The sequence below is a fragment of the Microlunatus phosphovorus NM-1 genome (genome assembly GCF_000270245.1).
In the GTDB taxonomy this organism is placed as follows: domain Bacteria; phylum Actinomycetota; class Actinomycetes; order Propionibacteriales; family Propionibacteriaceae; genus Microlunatus; species Microlunatus phosphovorus.
Map to the genome: position 1 here is coordinate 5,260,837 of NC_015635.1, position 16,182 is coordinate 5,277,018.

12 protein-coding genes are annotated in these 16,182 nt (G+C 67.7%); 3 read left to right on the top strand and 9 right to left on the bottom strand.

All coding sequences use genetic code 11. The annotated features are described in order from the left end of the window. Positions 1 to 3 precede the first annotated feature (3 nt). The 3 genes from MLP_RS23870 to MLP_RS23880 form a co-directional block, all read right to left on the bottom strand. Positions 4 to 858: a PSP1 domain-containing protein gene (locus MLP_RS23870; RefSeq protein ID WP_013865792.1), complete on the bottom strand. Its 855-nt coding sequence runs from the start codon at positions 856 to 858 to the stop codon at positions 4 to 6. A 205-nt stretch (positions 859 to 1,063) separates the two neighbouring features. After that, positions 1,064 to 1,777 carry a transglycosylase family protein gene (locus tag MLP_RS29305; protein ID WP_269453372.1) on the bottom strand — a complete coding sequence of 238 codons (714 nt, stop codon included), beginning with the start codon at positions 1,775 to 1,777 and terminating at the stop codon, positions 1,064 to 1,066. 249 nt (positions 1,778 to 2,026) lie between these two features. Continuing rightward, positions 2,027 to 2,656, bottom strand: coding sequence for a DUF2461 domain-containing protein (locus tag MLP_RS23880; RefSeq protein WP_013865794.1), 630 nt, complete (start codon positions 2,654 to 2,656; stop codon positions 2,027 to 2,029). Positions 2,657 to 2,891: 235 nt separating this feature from the next. Here MLP_RS23880 and MLP_RS23885 point away from each other — a divergent pair, with 235 nt between their 5' ends. Next, entirely contained in the window at positions 2,892 to 3,407 is a 516-nt protein-coding gene (locus MLP_RS23885; RefSeq protein WP_013865795.1) for a GNAT family N-acetyltransferase, read from the top strand. 22 nt (positions 3,408 to 3,429) lie between these two features. Here MLP_RS23885 and MLP_RS23890 read toward each other — a convergent pair whose 3' ends face one another. From MLP_RS23890 to MLP_RS23910, 5 genes are all read right to left on the bottom strand, one after another. After that, positions 3,430 to 4,590: a DNA polymerase III subunit delta' gene (locus MLP_RS23890; RefSeq protein ID WP_013865796.1), complete on the bottom strand. Its 1,161-nt coding sequence runs from the start codon at positions 4,588 to 4,590 to the stop codon at positions 3,430 to 3,432. 734 nt (positions 4,591 to 5,324) lie between these two features. Next, complete coding sequence (gene tmk / locus MLP_RS23895; protein WP_041793379.1) at positions 5,325 to 5,972, bottom strand: dTMP kinase; 648 nt, start codon at positions 5,970 to 5,972, stop codon at positions 5,325 to 5,327. A gap of 9 nt (positions 5,973 to 5,981) precedes the next feature. Further along, positions 5,982 to 7,532: a hypothetical protein gene (locus tag MLP_RS23900; protein WP_013865798.1), complete on the bottom strand. Its 1,551-nt coding sequence runs from the start codon at positions 7,530 to 7,532 to the stop codon at positions 5,982 to 5,984. 80 nt (positions 7,533 to 7,612) lie between these two features. Beyond that, positions 7,613 to 10,414 carry a type I DNA topoisomerase gene (gene topA, locus MLP_RS23905; RefSeq protein WP_013865799.1) on the bottom strand — a complete coding sequence of 934 codons (2,802 nt, stop codon included), beginning with the start codon at positions 10,412 to 10,414 and terminating at the stop codon, positions 7,613 to 7,615. 406 nt (positions 10,415 to 10,820) lie between these two features. After that, positions 10,821 to 12,395: a DUF7059 domain-containing protein gene (locus MLP_RS23910; RefSeq protein ID WP_231851387.1), complete on the bottom strand. Its 1,575-nt coding sequence runs from the start codon at positions 12,393 to 12,395 to the stop codon at positions 10,821 to 10,823. Between the two features lie 87 nt (positions 12,396 to 12,482). On the opposite strand from MLP_RS23910, the gene MLP_RS23915 reads away from it, so the two are divergent. Then, a complete protein-coding gene (locus tag MLP_RS23915) occupies positions 12,483 to 14,204 on the top strand; it encodes a calcium-binding protein (protein ID WP_013865801.1) in 1,722 nt (573 codons plus the stop codon). Positions 14,205 to 14,310: 106 nt separating this feature from the next. Beyond that, complete coding sequence (locus MLP_RS23920) at positions 14,311 to 15,318, top strand: ABC transporter substrate-binding protein (protein WP_013865802.1); 1,008 nt, start codon at positions 14,311 to 14,313, stop codon at positions 15,316 to 15,318. On the opposite strand, the gene MLP_RS23925 is transcribed toward MLP_RS23920, so the two are convergent. Next, complete coding sequence (locus MLP_RS23925; protein ID WP_013865803.1) at positions 15,311 to 16,177, bottom strand: ABC transporter ATP-binding protein; 867 nt, start codon at positions 16,175 to 16,177, stop codon at positions 15,311 to 15,313. The genes MLP_RS23920 and MLP_RS23925 overlap by 8 nt on opposite strands. Between the last annotated feature and the right edge of the window lie 5 nt (positions 16,178 to 16,182).

Sequence of the window (16,182 nt, forward strand, 5' to 3'; positions counted from 1 at the left end):
TGCTCAGCCAGCAGCTTGTGCATTGCGCGGACTGCGTTGGTTGTACGCAGCGCGTGAGGGGCACACATCCGCCTTGGCGCAGACCTGCACGCCGGCGCCCTTCACCCGTACGACAACGGCATCCGCCGGCACTTGGTGGGCGATCACCGTGCCGTCGCCGGCCGGCGTGCTGACCTGGCTGCCCACCGCGGGGGCTGACTGGGCGAAGTCCAGGTAGAGCGGGTGCTCGAACTTCAGGCAGCACATCAGCCGGCCGCAGGCACCTGAGATGCGCAGCGGGTTGGCGGGCAGGTCCTGCAGTTTCGCCATGCGCAGACTGACCGGCTCGAACCCGGTGAGGAACGTGGCGCAGCACAGCTCCCGACCACACGAGCCGAGCCCGCCGACCAGCTTCGCCCCGTCGCGGGAGCCGATCTGGCGCAGGTCGATCCGGGCTCTCAGCGCGCGAGCCAGGTCGCTGACCAGTCCGCGGAAGTCGACCCGATGCGGAGCCGTGAAGTAGATGAAGATCAACTCGTCGAAGTCTTTCCCGTGGTCGAGGTAGTCGACGCCCATCACCTTCATCGGCAAGTCGTGCCGCTTGATCAGCCGCTTGGCGACGACCTTCGCCTCAGCCCGGCGCTGGCGGTTCGCCGCGTCCCGGTCGAGCTGTGCCTGCTCGGCACGTCCTGCGCAGCGCGGCAACTCACCGAAGTCCACATCGGAGACGTATTCCGGGGCCCAGACGCACTCGGCCACCTCCGGCCCGGACTCGGTGGGCACCAGCACCTTCTCGCCGACGGTATAGGCCTCATCGCCGGCATCGAGGTAGTAGAGGCGGCCATATCTCGTGAACGAGACGGCCATCACCCGAGCCATGGGCCAAGGCTAAGCCCGTTGAGCGGTGCTGAGCGCCATCAGGTTCGTAACGGACTGGTCACCCTGCCGTCACCTTGACGCCAACTTGTCGCCAAGCTGCGCGCGGAGCGCTTCGCGCCGCCGGGCCAACAACGCCCACCGCCCATGCCGAACCGCCCACGGCGAGCACAAGGACGTCTCGCGCCGCCGGGCCACGAACGATCGGCTAGCGCAGCCGGATCTTGGTGCCGTGCTTGATGTGCGCCTTGGGCCGCTTGACGACCTTGCCGACGTTGAGCCGGTAGACCGCCTGCCACCCGCCCTTGACGTAATAACGCTTCGCGAGCTCCTTCAGCGAATGGGTCTTCTTGGTGACGGTGGCGACCTTGGTGGCCTTCAGCTTCTTGATCTTGGCGGCTTTGGCCTTCTTCTGTGCCTTGGTCAACGCCGGTTTCGCGTGCCGGTTGGCCTTGCCGGTCTTCTTGGTCAGCCCCGCCTTGCGAGCGCAACCGCCCCAGGCACCAGGTCCCTGGCCAGCGAGCACCCGACGGGCGATGGCGATCTGCTCGGCTTTGCTCGCCTTGTGCGCCTGCTTGCCGTACTTCTTGCCGCCGTACGCGCGCCAGGTGCTGGCCGAGAACTGCAATCCGCCGTAGTAGCCGTTGCCGGTGTTGATCTTCCAGCGACCGCCGCTCTCGCACTTGGCGACGCGGTTCCAGACGTTGCCCTTGGCCTCGGCCGGCTTGGCCGCGCCGAACGACATGCCGACGACCAGGGCGACTGCTGCGACGACGCCGATCAGCCGACGCAGCGCGATGGGTACCCAGGCTGCGGTTCGACCGGAGGTCGCCGGTACTGACGCGATCGGTTCTGGTCCGGCCGGTTCCGATGTGGGTCCTGACGCGGAGCTGCCTGTGATCGTCACGTCTGGGGTCGTCATGCCGTTCCCTTCGCTCGCTTTCACCCACGCTGGTCAGCGCCGGCCCTGGCACTTCGGTCACCGGTCCATAACGACGGCAGTCGCGAAGGGAAGTGGACTGCGTGTTTGATAACGAAACGGACACGAAGCTCGGGCCACGGTAGGGGACTTCGGAGCCTCCGGGCAAATCGCGCGGTCGACTGCTGACTCCGACTTGTCAGACTGCAGGGTCGCTCCAGCGACCCCCTCCGTCTGACAAGTCGGACTCGGTTACCCGTCGGCTACCGCGGCGGCGACCCATTCGACGAGCGGACGGGCGGCGGTCCAGTCCGTACGCAGCCGGTCAGCGAACTCAGCGGTGTGCACGACCGGGTCGTTGTCATAGCGTCGGCTCGCGAACATCGTCTTGTGCCGCAGCAGATCCAGATGCGGATGGTCGGCGGACCAACCACGAGGTGTGGTCCGGAGCCGATCGCCGGATATCTCCCAGCCGTCGCGTTCCAACTCCGCGATCAGTCCCCGCAGTCGTTCACCATCAAGGTCCACGTGGTGTCGGATGGCGGCCAGCGCTTTCGCATCTGCGGCGTACCAGCCCGCACCCACCAACACGCCGGCCGCGTCGACGTGTACGTACCAACCACCGCCGGGAAAGGCGGCCACGAACACGCCTTGATGCGTCTTGTACGGCGTCTTGTCTTTGGAGAACCGGACGTCACGATAGGGCCGGAACAGCTTCGGCTCACCGAAGTCGGCAGCCACCTGATCCATCAGGTCACTCATCGGCCGCTGCACAGCCTCGTCATAGACCGACTTGTGCGCCTGCCAGAAGGTCTTCGAGTTGTCTTGCTCCAGATCGTCATAGAAGTCCAGCGCCGCAACAGGGATGCCCTCGAAACTCACTCGCTCACCCTAGGACTTCGTGCCACGTTGGTGAGAGCCGCAACCGGTGACAAAACAGCGCCTCAAACCCCTCACCACGGCGTGTCGCCCCCCTACGTCGATTGAGCCACGGGTTTGTCACGGGCCCACGTAGTGTTCCTGCTGTGATCAGGGATGCCAGGCCCGGAGACCTCGACGCAGTGATGCAGTTCCTCGAGCCTGACGCCAAGACTGCCTATCTGGCCAAGCCGGTCTCATGAGTGTCACCGTCCGCCTGGTCTCGGCGCACGACGTCGTCGAGCTCACGGCGCTGGTCGCGACCAATCTCGACTTCCTCGCTCCCTGGGATCCACAACGCGCGCCGGATTTCGCCACGGAGACGGCCCAGCGGCGACTGATCGCCGATGCGATCGCCCGACATGACCGCGGTGAGATGGTGCCGTTGGTGATCCTGGTCGAGGAGCGCATCGTCGGCCGGATCACGGTGAACGACATCATTCGTGGCTCTTTCCATTCGGCTCACCTGGGCTACTGGGTGAGCGAGAGTCACAACGGTCAGGGAGTCGCGACCGCCGCTGTGGCGGCCACCATGGACTTGGCTTTCGGCGAGTACGGTCTCCACCGGCTCCAGGCCGCGACCCTGCTGCACAACCACGGATCGCAGCGGGTCCTGGAGCGCAACGGATTCTCGCTGATCGGTCGGGCGCCACGCTATCTGCGGATTGCCGGGGAATGGCAGGATCATCTGCTCTTCCAGCGCCTCGCCGACTAGGTCTGTCCCCTCTGGCCCTTGATCAGGGCCGGGCGAGACTGATCAGGGTCGATTCCACCGCCAGCAGGGGTGCCACGTTGCCCTCCAAGGCTTCCCGACAGCCGAGTAAGGCGTCGATCTTACGAAGGGTCGTCTCTGGGGTGGACTTGCGAGCGAGTACGGCGATCTTCGGCGCGAGATCCTCGTTGATCAACGGCGCCCCAGCATTGGTCTGAACGGCGAGCAGGTCGCGATAGAAGCTGGTCAGCTCGGTCAGCGCGCGGTCGATGGCGTCGCGCTGCAACCGCTTGACCCGCGCCTTCTGCTGATCCTCCAGGTCCTTGATCGCCGCGGAGGCCTGGCGCGGCCGGGCACCCTTGGTGCCGAAGCCCAATGCCTCCTCCAGCTCCCGACGCTCCTTCGCGTCGAGATCGGCGGTGGCAGCGCCGGCCTCCTCGGATGCCGTCTTGACCAGGGTCGCCGCGGCATTCAGGCAGGCCGAGAGATCCTTGAGCTGGAAGGGAATCTGCAGGATCGCGGCCCGCCGATCGCGGGCATCCTCGTGACGTGCCAGCGCTCGTGCCCGACCGACGTGCCCTTGGGATGCCCGGGCGGCATAGGCGGCAAGCTCAGGCTCGATGCCATCGCGAGTCTCCAGCAGCCGGGCAACCGCATCGATGGTCGGGGTCTGCAGGGTGAGCGACCGGCAGCGAGATCGGATGGTCGCCACCACATCATCGGCGGTCGGCGCGCACAGGATCCAGACGGTGCGCGGCGCCGGCTCTTCGATCGACTTCAACAGCGCGTCCGCGCCTCGCTCGGTGACCCGGTCGGCGTCTTCGATCACGAGCACCTGATGGCCCCCGAGGGTCGGACTCATGGAGGCTCTGCGGACCAGCTCGCGTACCTCGTCGACACCGATGGACAACAGCTCGGTGCGGACCAAGGTGACGTCGGGATGGGCCCCGGACAAAGCCGTACGGCAGTCGGTGCAGTCCCCGCAGCCACCACGCGAGCACTGCAATGCGGCGGCAAAGGCCCGGGCTGCATTGGAGCGCCCCGAGCCAGGCGGCCCGGTGACCAGCCAGGCATGCGACATCGCATGCCCTCGCCCGGAGACGGCGCGCTGCAACACGGCAACTGATCGCTCCTGGCCGATCAGGTCAGACCACACGCCTGCAGGCAGGGTCGGACTCGTCGGCATGTGCCCTAGTCTGCCCGCCACCACCGACAACCGCCCAACTCAGGGCGCACGCCGACTGCGTCAGGTCGGCGGGTGGGTCACAGAACCGGTGAGCGGCCAGGGCCGCCCGTCGCCCTGTTGGTCTTGGTCTTCTTTGGCCCAGTGGCGCGATACGTACTCCGGCCACGCCTGACCACCGATCGTCTCTGGCCCCCAGGCGCAAGATGTACGGGCACGGCGCCCAGCCCGTGGTCGTCTGTGGCCCCCGGGCACAAGCCGTACTCCAGCCACGCGTGACCACCGATCGTCTCTGGCCCGCGGGCGCAAGACGTACGGGCACGGTACGGCACGGGTGGTCTCGTTCGTGACCCGCAGTCGCAAACCGTGCTCCGGCCAGCTTCGCCTTGCCGACAGCCACCCAACCCCCACTTCGCACCAGCTGCTGCGACTGCGCACCCGGTCTACCTGATGCGCAGATGATCCAGTTGGTGCGAAGTGGGGAATCGGGCTGCACGAAATGGTGCGGAGTTGATAGAGCCCCGGTGCGAAGACGGATCCAAAGGGCGCCGTCCAAGAGGGGTCGGAGCAAGAGGGGTCAAGCGCTGAGCGACAGGGCGCCGACCAAGAGGGCGCGGAGCGACAGGGCGCGGAGTCCGCTCCACATGGTGACTCGCTGACGGGACCTGCGGCGAAGGCGGGCTGCAGCGGATGAAGCCCAGCGGCTACTGCAAGTCAGCGCTACTGCAGGTCGGCGCCTACGGCAGATCAGCCAGCAGCGGACGGACTCGGTCGCGGACCCGTGCGGCGATCTCGGCGATCGGTAGCCGAGCAGGCAGGACCAGATAGTGCTCAGGGTCAGCCTCGGCCAGTGCCAGGAAATGGTGCCGGACGCGGTGGTGCAGGTCCTCGCCGGCGGACTCCAGCCGATCCTTGTCGGTCTTGGTCGAGACCGCCTCGCTCGGATCGAGATCGAGCAGCACGGTCAGCTGCGGTCTCAGATCCTGAGTCGCCCAGCGTGCCACCATCGCGACCTCGTCGATAGCCAGCACCCGGCCCGCCCCTTGATAGGCGAGCATCGAGTCCAGATACCGATCGCAGACCACGACCTGTCCGGCCGACAACGCCGGCGCGATCACTTCGGCGACGTGTTGCGCCTTGTCAGCCGCATAGAGCAGAGCCTCGGTGCGCGGCGACAGATCCCCGGTGGCCGGGTCCAGCACAGCCTGCCGGATCGTCCGACCGACCGCGGTGTCGCCTGGCTCGAAGGTCTGCACGACGGATATGCCCTCATCACGCAGCCACTGCGTCAAGGCCCGAACCTGGGTCGACTTCCCGACCGCGTCGCCGCCCTCGAAGACGATGAACAGACCCGTCCCAGACTGCCTACCAACATGCTCGACCACGCCCGGCACCTAGCCGAGCTTCCGGCGGAGCTTGGGCCAGCTGGACACGAACGCCGATCGTACGTCGCTCGACCGTTCCCGATCCCGCTCGAACCGGCGACCGGCCTCGAACGCCTCGGCCGGAGTGAGCCCGTCGATGCCCGCGGTAGCGGCGGCGCTGTCCTCGTCGACCTGTACCGCCTGCTCCAACAGGTCCAGCGCAGGTGCTAGTCGGTCTCGCTCCTTGGTCGTCTCATCGGGAGCAACCAGGGCCCGGATCACCGCGACCCGCGTCAGATCCCGGGCAGCCGATCGGGCTGTCGCCCAGGTCTGTGGCGTGCCGCCGACGGCCAGCCGGTCAGCCGCACGGAGGAACCGGGACCGCGCGCCGTCGTACAGGGCGTTGACGCCCTCGATGGCCGGCACCGCAGCAGGCGCCCCTACCCGGGGTGCACGCGCGGCGGCGACCAGCCTCTCCAGCAGGTTGAGATAGCGCAGGCTGCGCAGCCGGGACCGATAGCCGGTGGGCGCACGCTCGGCGTCCATGCTGCCGACATCGGCGCCCGGCCCGCCCAGGGCGGCAAGATCATCCGATGGATGCGAGCCGCCGAGCCAGTTGGGGTCGGCGCCGGGCGCCGAGTCCGCCGGGGCGATGATCCAGTCCAGGTCCTCCACCGCCTCAGCGACCCAGTCCGCGCCAAGCACCTCGGGCAGGCCGAGCAGTCGACTACGCAGTACGCCGACCGTCTCCCGCAGCTGCTTCTCGGCACCGCGGATGTCGCGGCCATCGCCGGTCAGAGCCAGGTCGGCGGAGATCAGCTCTCGAGCGCTTGCCCCGAGCACCTGGGTCAGGAACTGCCCGAACGTGCCTCCGGTCAGATCCGCCGGCACCGGCAGGTCGGACGGGCCGGTCGCCGGTGCACCGAGCCGCCGCACCAACCGTGGGAAGCGATCCAGCTCGGTCGCGCCGGCGCTGGTCAGGCACTCCCGCAGCCAGTTGTGCTGCGCCGCGTCTATTCCGGGGCCGACCGGGGTCATCATCACCTCGCGGTAACGCGCGGTGATCAGCCCGTTGCGGCGTACCGTCACTTTGTCGTCGCGCAGCAGCGCCACCGTCACGTTGTCGGCGTTGCGAAGGGCGAACTCGCGCCGCTCGCAGCGCAGGGCCGCCACCGGGGAAAGCGGTGCGCCACGCCGGAACGGCCGGATGAGCTCGGCCAGACCCTCAGGCAGCTCGGCCTGCCCCATCGGCAGGATCAGCTCCTTCGGCAACAACGGCACCCAGTCGGGTGCGCCGAGATACCACTCACCACGCCCGTCGAGGACCCGGTGCGCCAACAGCACACCGGTGCGGATCAGTCGGTGATCGGCGGCATCGAGCAGGGTCACGTCGATGTCATAGGCGGCGTTGTGACCTACCCGGGCGATCAGCGATGCCAGCCCGATCTCCTGTTTGACCGGGCTCGGCACCTGCGCGCTGTACGGCATGTCGAACAGCCGCTGGCCCGCCTGCCGAGCCGGCGGACGTACTGGCCGCTGCGCCGAGTCGGGCTTGTGGTGCCGTGCCTTGGACTTGCTCACCGAGACATTCTCTCGCCGCTCGATGATGGCCGTCGGCCGGCCCGCACCCTGATCGACACCCTGGTCACCACCGGCCCTGATCAGGACGAACTCGTCGAGCCGGCCCTCTTCGCCGGAGCCTTCCTCGCGCTCGTGGCCTTCTTGGCAGTTGTGCTGGTCTTCCTGGCAGTCGTCGTCTTCTTCGCAGCGGCCGCCGTGCCGGTCCGCGTGGTAGCCGCCTTCTTGGCCGGCGCCTTCTTCGCCGCGGCACGCTTCTTCGGCGCCGGACCCTTGGCCCGTTTCTCGGCGAGCAGCTCAGCGGCCCGCTCCGGGGTGATCGTCTCGATCTCATCCCCGCGCCGCAGAGTCGCGTTGAACTCCCCGTCGGTCACGTACGGGCCGAACCGGCCGTCCTTGATCACCATCGGCTTGCCGCTGACCGGGTCGTTGCCGAGCTCCTTGAGCGGCGGCTTGGCCGCAGCCCGGCCCCGCTGCTTGGGCTGGGCGAAGATCGCCTTCGCCTCGTCCAGGGTGATGTCGAAGATCTGATCCTCGGTCTCCAGCGAGCGCGAGTCCGTGCCCTTCTTCAGGTACGGGCCATAGCGACCGTTCTGCGAGGTGATCTCGGCACCGTCGTTGTCGACCCCGACCACCCGCGGCAGGCTCATCAGTCGCAGCGCCTGCTCCAGGGTCACGCCCTCGATGGTCATCGAGCGGAAAAGACTGCCGGTCCGCGGCTTCTGGCTCTTCGGCGCGTCCTCGGGCAGCACCTCGGTGACGTACGGACCGTAACGGCCGTTCCGCGCAACGATCTGGTGGTGGCTCTCCGGATCGAGGCCAAGCTCCCGCTCCTCGCCCATCGGCTTGGACAGCAGTTCTCGAGCCAGCTCAACCGTCAGCTCATCAGGCGGCAGGTCATCGGCGACGTTGGCACGTCGGCCCTCGCCGTCCTCGACATAGGTGCCGTATCTGCCCACCCGCACGACGATCCCACCGGCTCCAGGGTCGGACTCCAAGTCACCGATCGGGAACGTCGACAGCTTCCGCGCGTCGATGTCGCCGAGCTCGGAGACCAGCCGCTGCAGCCCTTCGCGATCGTCCGCGGCACCGGCCTTCGAGCCAAAGTAGAAGTCGGTCAGCACCGCGAGCCGTTGCGCCCGGCCGCCGGCGATCTCGTCGAGCACGTCTTCCATCTCGGCGGTGAACGCATAGTCCACCAGCTTCGGGAAGTGCTCCTCCAGCAGTCTGGTGACGGCGAAGGCGAGCCAGGTCGGAACCAGCGCAGATCCCTTCTTGAACACGTAGTCCCGGCTGGTGATGGTCCGGATGATCGACGCGTACGTCGACGGCCGGCCGATCTCCAGCTCCTCCAGCTTCGCCACCAGGGACGGCTCGGTGTAACGGGCCGGCGGTCTCGTCTCGTGCCCGGCGGCTGTGATCTCCTCCGGGCGCAGCGACTGGCCCTCGTGCAGTTGCGGGATCCGCCGGGTTGACTCGTCGTCGCTGCTGGCGTCGTCGGTCGACTCCACGTACGCCTTCATGAAGCCCGGGAAGGTGATCGTGGTGCCGGTGGAGGTGAACCCGCACTGAGGCTGACCGGACTCGGGGCGGGGTCGGGCGTCGATCTTGATCGTCACCTGCTCGCCCTCGGCGTCGCGCATCTGGGAGGCGATGGTCCGCATCCAGATCAGCTCGTACAGCCGGAACTCATCGCCGGTCAGGCCGGTCTGCGCCGGCGTACGGAACACCTCGCCGGCCGGTCGGATCGCCTCGTGCGCCTCCTGGGCGTTCTTGACCTTCGAGGAGTAGACGCGCGGCTTCTCCGGCAGATACTGCGGGCCGAACAGTTGGCGTACCTGATGTCGGGCGGCCGAGATCGCGGTGCCGGACAGCTGCACCGAATCGGTACGCATATAGGTGATGTGGCCGTTCTCGTACAGCGACTGCGCCACCGACATCGCCCGCTGCGCGGTGAAGCCGAGCTTGCGGCCGGCCTCCTGCTGCATGGTCGTGGTTCGGAACGGCGCCGAAGGACGGCGGGTGATCTTCTTGGACTCGATGCTGCGGACCGTGAAGTCGGCCTGCCGCAGCGCCTCGGCCAGCGTGGTGGCGGCTTTCTCGTCCAGATGGACGAGTTGCTCGTTGCCCTTGCTCTGCAGGGCGCCGCGAGAGTTGAAGTCGCGTCCCTGAGCGACCCGTTGTTCGCCGACGGTGACCAGCCGCGAGGCGAACAGCGGCGGTTCCGCCTCGGCGCCGGCATCCAGGATCGCGTCGATGTCCCAGTAGGAGGCGCTGCGGAAGGCGATCCGCTCCCGCTCCCGATCGACGATCAGTCGGGTCGCCACGGACTGCACCCGGCCCGCCGACAGCCGCGGCATGACCTTCTTCCACAGCACCGGGGAGACCTCGTAGCCATACAGCCGGTCGAGGATGCGCCGGGTCTCCTGCGCATCGACCAGGTCGACATCGAGGTCGCGAGGATTGGCGACGGCCTCGGCGATGGCGTGCGGGGTGATCTCGTGGAACACCATCCGCTTGGCCGGCACCTTCGGCTTCAACTCCTGCAACAGATGCCAAGCGATCGCTTCGCCCTCGCGGTCACCGTCGGTCGCCAGCAGGAGTTCGTCGGCGTTGCTGAGTGCGTCCTTGAGGGAGCGCAGGGTGGGCCGCTTGTCCGGTGCGACCACGTACAGCGGCTCGAAGTCATGGTCGACGTTGACGCCGGTGCGCGCCCACTTCTCACCCTTGTACTTGGCAGGCACCTCCGCAGCACCGGTCGGCAGGTCACGGATGTGCCCACGACTGGACTGGACGATGTATCCATCGCCCAGGAAGCTGGCGATCTGGGTCGCCTTCTTCGGCGACTCGACGATCACCAGTCGTCGACCGGTAGTGGTTGCCACGCTGTCCTCTTCTACTGCCTCGTGCTCTGTACTGCTGAACTCAGTGCTGCTGAACTCTGCCTGTGATCACGCTGTGCGCCGCCCATCGGCCGAGCCGCGGCCACTCTACGACCCCCGTACTCATCAGTACGGCAGCTTGAACGACCACGGACGGAAGATACATGGCCCCACCCACTCACCGCCCTTCCCACTCCGCCGACGCTCGCCCGGCCGACCCCACTCCGCACCAGTTCGTGTGGCCCAACTCCGACTTCGCACTATTTAGGTCCACCGCGCACCACGTCTACCTGGTGCGCAGTCGCATCAAATGGTGCGAAGTCGGGAAAGGGATGGGCCAGGGAGGAGGGCGAGGGGTGGGCGGGCCGGTGAGGAGGGGTGGGGGGTGAGGCGGCTGCGGCGGGCTCCATCAGGCGAACCAGCCGTCGGCGATCAGGATACGGAAGCGGGGCAGCAGGTCGGCACGAAGCTGGCGGAGATCAACCTCCAGCAGGCCGGCGACGGCGTCGATCACGACGCCCAGCGGAAGGTCGCCGTCGCAAGCTCCAAGTACGGCGGCGAGGGCGGTATCGGCGTCGATAGCCCGGCGAAAACCTCGCTGCTGGCGGAGCACGATGTGCTGGGGATCGGCGGCGCCGGGCTGTCCGGTGGTCTCCTCGATCACGTCATCGGTGAGCGACCACGCCTGCGCCAGCAGCTCGTCATCGGATCGGCGGGAGGCTGTGATCCAGTCCGACTCGGCGGCGAACGCGGGGGCGATCGGCTGCTCGACCGCGTACGGCCAGTCCTCGATCCGCAGCCACGGGTCTTCCCGGCCGGCCCTGGTGAGCAGCAGCCAGCCCATCCCGACCGCCTCGATGCCCAGTCCGGCGAAATAGTCGAGCCATTCGGCATACCGCTGCCGGTAGTCGGCTGACCCGGCCAGGCCGGCATCGGCCAGCCAGAGCTCGACGTACGCCGGCACGTCCAGCACCTCCCGCTGCACGATGTGGGCGTCCAGACCGGTGCCGGCGACCCAACCGCCCAGCCGCTCCTGCCATGGCTGCCCGCCGACGTGTGCCCAGTTGCCGAGGATCTGGCAGGTGCCGTGCGGGTTGAGGTGGTCGACGGCGCGCCGGACCAGGTGTTCCATCATGGCGTCGCCGCGGTAGCCGGTCTCCCGGTAGGCCAGCCGTTCCTCCCCGGCACGCGGCGGCGACATCACGTACGGCGGGTTGCTGGTGATCAGATCGAACCGGCGGCCGGCAACCGGCTCATACAGCGAGCCATCGAGCAGCTCGGCCGACACCCCGTTGAGAGCCAGCGTGAGCGCGGCCAGCTCCAACGTCCGGGGATTGACGTCGGTCGCGGTGACCGCCGCGGCGTGGCCGGCGAGATGCAGGGTCTGTACGCCGCAGCCGGTGCCCAGGTCCAGCGCGGCGCTCACCGGCCGCCGGATGGTGAGCTGGGCCAAGGTGCTGGAGGCCGACGACACCCCGAGCACGAAATCGGGCCGCATCGGCGCGACCTGGGTGTCCAGGCCAGGAGTGAGATCGGAGAACACCAGCAGATCGCGGTCGTCGGCGGCGTACGGACGCAGGTCCACCTCCGCCCGTACCATCTCGCCGGCTCGCGAGTCAGCGCCTGGGGGGCCTGGGGAGTCAACGCCACCGGATTCCACGACCAGCACGCCGGTATCGACCAACGGCTCGACCAGTCCCGGCAGTGCCCGCTCGACGGCTGACCGGTCCACGGCCCGCTGCAACGGCCACAACCGGATCAAGGTGGCCAGCGGATCGTCCCGACCGGCCAGCGCTTCGACCGCGGGCACGGTGCTGTTACGGCCAAGGGCGGCGTGCGCGGTCGACCCGATCGCCGCCAGCACCGCATCGACGGTGTAGGCATGTCCGGCGAGGGTGTCCCGCAGATCCACGAGCATGGCCGGAGCGAGCTGATAGGAGGACGGCTGCTGCACCGCGCCATGTTGGCACAACTCGGTAGTCACCGTGGCGAAGATGGGTATCCGCTACCGAGGTTCGCCGCTCGCACAACCGCTGCAATGTTCCTAACCAACCTAGGAATGGAGATCAGCATGACTGTGCAACGCCCCTCCCACACCCGGGCCCGACGGGCCCTCACCGTCGCCGGGATCAGCGCCCTGGCCCTCGGCGCGACCTATCTCTCGGCTCCGCAAGCCAGCGCGGCAACCACCGCCTCCTATCAGGCTTCGGCCCGGACCTTGACCGTGATCGGCGACAACAACGCCAACACCATCGTCGTCTCGCGCAACGCCGCGGGCGCCATCATCGTCAACGGTGGCGCCATCGCCGTGTCCGGCGGCGTACCCACGGTGGCGAACACCGACACCATCCAGATCTTCGGCCTCGGCGGCAACGATGTGCTGACCATGAACGAGGCCAACGGCGCCCTTCCTCGCGCCCTGCTCTTCGGCGGCACCGGCAACGACACCCTGACCGGTGGCTCCGGCGGTGATCAGCTGTTCGGCCAGGCCGGCGACGACACACTGCTTGGTCGGGGTGGGGTCGACGTGCTGTTCGGCGGAACGGACAACGACAGCCTGACCGGCGGCGACGCCGACGACCAAGCCTTCGGGGAAGCCGGCAACGACACGCTGATCTGGAACCCGGGCGACGACACCGACCTGAACGAGGGCGGCACGGGCATCGACACCATCGTGGTCAACGGCGGGAGCGGCGCGGAGGAGTTCTCTGCCACCGCCAACGGCCAGCGGGTCCGCTTCGACCGGGTCACGCCGGCCCCATTCAGTCTGGACATCGGCGGCGGCGAGAAGCTGCAGCTGGCCGCCAACGGCGGCGACGACAGCTTCGTCGGCGGCAACGGACTGGCCGCGCTGATCGAGCTCACCGTCGACGGCGGCGAGGGGAACGACAACCTGCGCGGCGGGGACGGCAACGACATCCTGCTGGGCGGCGCCGGCAACGATGTGGTCGTCGGCGCTCGCGGGAACGACGTCGCCCTCCTCGGTGCCGGCGATGACCGATTCGACTGGGACCCCGGCGAGGGCAGCGACATCGTCGAGGGCCAGGCAGGTCGCGACCGGATGCTGTTCAATGGCAGCAACGGCGACGAGGCGTTCGAGACCATCGCGGTCGGCAGCCGGGTGCGATTCACCCGCGACGTCGGAAACATCGTGATGGACCTGAACGATGTCGAGGACCTCCTGCTCAATGCCAAGGGCGGCAACGACCAGGTCAAGGTCGGCGATCTGTCGGGCACCGACATCGTTCGGCAGACCGTCGATCTGGCTGCCGACGGCGGCGGGGCTCCCGACGGTGCGGGCGACGACGTCGAGGTCGTGGGAACAAACGGCGACGACGTGATCCAGGTCAAGGGTCGGTCCGCCCGCCAGCTGGTCACGGGCCTGTCCGCAAGCGTCGCCGTGCTTCATGCTGACCCGGCTCCGACGGACCGGGTCACCATCAACGCCGCCATCGGCGACGATGTCGTCTCCGGCAACGAACTCAGAGCACCTGCCGGCCTGGTGATCCGAGGCGGGGTCGGCCATGACGTGCTGGTCGGCAGCCAGGGCGACGACGAGATCTTCGGCGAGGCCGGTGACGATGTTCTCATCGGCGGTCCCGGTCGGGACCGGCTGGACGGTGGCCCCGGCGACGACATCCTGCTGGAGGGCGAGATCCTGGTCGACGGCGAGATCGCGACCAAGGCCTGGGTGGCCAAGAACGTACGCGTCAGCGACGGCAGCACCGCCGTGACCGTCGGCGGCAAGCAGCTGATCGTCCCCGACTACCAACTGCCGGCTGCGACTCGCTGAGCTCTGCGGATCCGACGTTCCGAGAGTCTTTGCTCTCCTGGCCCCCTCCCCGGTGGGCCAGGAGAGAAGAGTCCAAGCCATGAAAGCCTTAGGCTAGGCTCCCCTTATGCATCGCGGTCTCCTTGGACGCCGGTCTCTCCTCGCCGGGCTCGCAGCTCTCGGTGCGGCCGGTCTGGTCGGCTGCAACGCCAGCGCGGGCGGCTCAAGCGACGAGGCCAGCCCAACCGGCGCGGCCAGGTTCAGCTACACAGACGCGCGCGGCAAGGTCGTGGAGTTCGATCTGCCGGCCACCGGCATCGTCGCACAGAGCAGCGTAGCCGCGACCTTGCTCGACTTCGGCTACCAGGTCGCCGGCGTCTACGGGGATCTCAAGCCGGTCGACGGCAAGCTCAGCTATCAGGCAGGCGATCTGGACCTGAGCAAAGTCACCGTGCTCGCCGACGTGTACGGCGAGTTCGACGTCGAGAAGCTCGCCGCGATGAACCCACAGGTCGTGATCGATCTGATGTTCGTGAAGGACGAGCTGTGGTATCTGCCCGACGATCTGCTGGCCAAGGTCGAGAAGGTCTGCCCCACGATCGCCATGGAGATGCTGGATCTCGGTCTGGTCGAGATCATCAACGATTTCGCTGAGCTTTCCGGAAAGCTCGGCGCCGACCTGAACGCTCCGCTGGTGACCGATGCCAAGAAGGCCTTCGATGACGCCACTGCCCAGGCCAAGGAAGCGATCGCCGCGAAGCCTGGGCTGACGGTTGTGGGGATCAGTCGAACCGCCGACCAGGTGTGGATCACCAACGCGAATCAGGCACCCGACCTCGCCTACTGGAAGTCACTTGGGGCGAAGATGATCGACCATGGCGGCAAGCCGGACACCTATTTCACCGAGATCAGCTACGAGCAGCTGGACAAGTTCAGCGCCGACATCATCTATGACGACAGCCGTGCCGGATACAACGAGGCGGCCGACAACCAGCCGACCTGGCGAGCCCTGCCGGCCGTCCGAGCCGGACAGGTCGTGGCCTGGAGGCCCGCAGCCCCGTACTCGTGGAAGACGAACGCCCCGATCCTGACCGAGTTCGCGACCACGTACGCGCAGTCCCAGAAGGTCACCTGAGCTGAGCGTCCCCGTCAACCCTGTCGTCGGCACTGTCGCCTTCGAGACAGTGGTGACGGCCGATAGGGATGATGGTCGGGGTGCGTGAGATCGGGTCGGTGATGATCTGGGCACGCAGCCCGAACACCTCCAGCATCGACTCACTGGTGACGACCTCTGATGGGCTGCCCTCGGCACTGATCCGGCCGTCCTTCATCGCGATCAGGTGATCGGCATACCGGCAGGCGAGATTGAGATCGTGCATCACGATCACCACGGTGGTGCCCCGACGCCGGTTGAGATCGGTGAGCAGATCGAGCACCTCGAGCTGATGCGACAGATCCAGATAGGTGGTGGGCTCGTCGAGCAGCAGCAGGTCGGTCTCCTGGGCCAGCGCCATCGCGATCCAGACGCGCTGCCGCTGGCCACCGCTCATGTCCTCGATCGGGCGGTCAGCCAGCTCGAGCGTGCTGGTCGCGGTCAGCGCCTCGGCGACCGCTCGATCGTCGTCGGCAGACCACTGCCGGAACCAGCCCTGGTGCGGATAGCGACCGCGTCCCACCAGGTCGGCGACCGTGATGCCCTCTGGCGCGATCGGAGTCTGCGGCAGCAGTCCCATCACCCTGGCGACCTGTTTGCTCGGGATCGAGGAGATCGAGCGGCCGTCCAGCAGCACCGCGCCATGCTGCGGGGGAAGCAGTCGGGCCAGACCGCGCAGCAGGGTCGACTTGCCACATCCGTTGGCGCCGATGATCACCGTCACCTTGCCGGTGGGGATGTCAACGGTGAGATTCTCGACGATCTGACGGTCGCCGTAGCCCAGGCCCAGCTCGCTGGCGGCGAGGGTGTGGCGGATGGCTGGGGCGTCACTGAGCACCATGGTCG